Here is a 1,143-nt window from a genome sequence, read left to right as displayed (position 1 = left end):
TCATCGCGCGGTCTCCTTGGTGTGGTTGGCGTGGTATTGGCGGAGTGCTTCTTCGTGGGCGGGGCGTGCGGCGCGGATGTCGGCGAGGACGTCGTCGGCTGAGCGGACCACGTTGCGGGGGTTCTTGAAGCGGGGGATGACGTACTTGCCGAAGAGTTCGATGGAGCGCATGAGCTGGTCGTGGGGGAGGCTGTCGATTCGCAGGACGAGTGCGTCGACGCCCATGTCGGCGTAGCGCTGGACGTGTTCGATGCAGTGGTCGGGGTCGCCGACCATGAAGCCCTGGGAGCGTTCGAACATGTACTCCTCGTCGTTGAAGTCGATGTCCTTGACGGCGCCCATGTAGGCGTAGTCCTTCGACAGCTTGGAGAGGCGTTCGTAGGCGTCGGTGGAGAGCTTGGCCATCTCGAACAGGGGCTTTGCTTCGGTGCGGGCCTGTGCGGTGGTCTCGGCGCAGTGCATGCCGCCGGCGACGGCGACCATCTTGCGCGGGGTGATCGGGTAGGGGTGGTCTGTGGCGGCGAGGGTCTTGTCGTAGAGCTTGACCATGTTCTCGACGAGGTCGTAGCCGAGGTAGAGGCCGCCCATGATGGCGCCGATGCCCATGGAGGCGGCGGTCTCGACGGAGCTCGGGCTGCCGGCGGCGGCCGAGATGGGTGGGTAGGGGCCCTGCAGGGGCTTGGGGACGAGGCTGCGGGGCGGGATCCTGTAGTGGTCGCCCACGTAGGAGAACACGTCGTTCAGGAAGGCGCGGCGGATCAGCTCGATGCCTTCGCGCCACTGGGCCTTGTTCTCCGAGGGGTCGACCTCGAACGCGCGCAGCGCGAGTGTGGTGTTGCCGCGGCCGGTGCCCAGTTCAACGCGGCCGTTGGACAGGATGTCCTCGGTGGCGACACGTTCCGCGACGCGCAGGGCGTGGTTCATCCGGGTCGGCAGCAGCGTCACGAGGTGGATGAAGCGGATCCGGCTCGTGAGGGCCATCAGGTAGGGGTAGAGCACCTCCGGAGCCGAAACCGAGGCCGTACCCAGGGCGACGTGCTGCTCGGAACTGCCGAAGGCATCGAAGCCCACCCGCTCCGCCAGCAGCACCTCCTCGATCAGCTCCCGATAGCGGTGCTCATGCGTGAGCCCGACCGGGGTGTC

Annotated in this window: 1 protein-coding gene; it reads right to left on the bottom strand. The window is 66.8% G+C overall.

Annotated elements, in window-relative coordinates; translation table 11 throughout:
• Positions 1–1,143: LLM class flavin-dependent oxidoreductase (locus AB0G56_RS42190; RefSeq protein WP_360981680.1), on the bottom strand; the 1,143-nt coding region annotated here is incomplete at its 5' end.

Origin of the sequence: Streptomyces sp. NPDC021356 (assembly GCF_040641015.1) — a bacterium.
GTDB lineage: Bacteria > Actinomycetota > Actinomycetes > Streptomycetales > Streptomycetaceae > Streptomyces.
The sequence above is the reverse complement of the archived record's forward strand: the minus strand, read 5'-3'. Positions and strand labels throughout refer to the sequence as shown.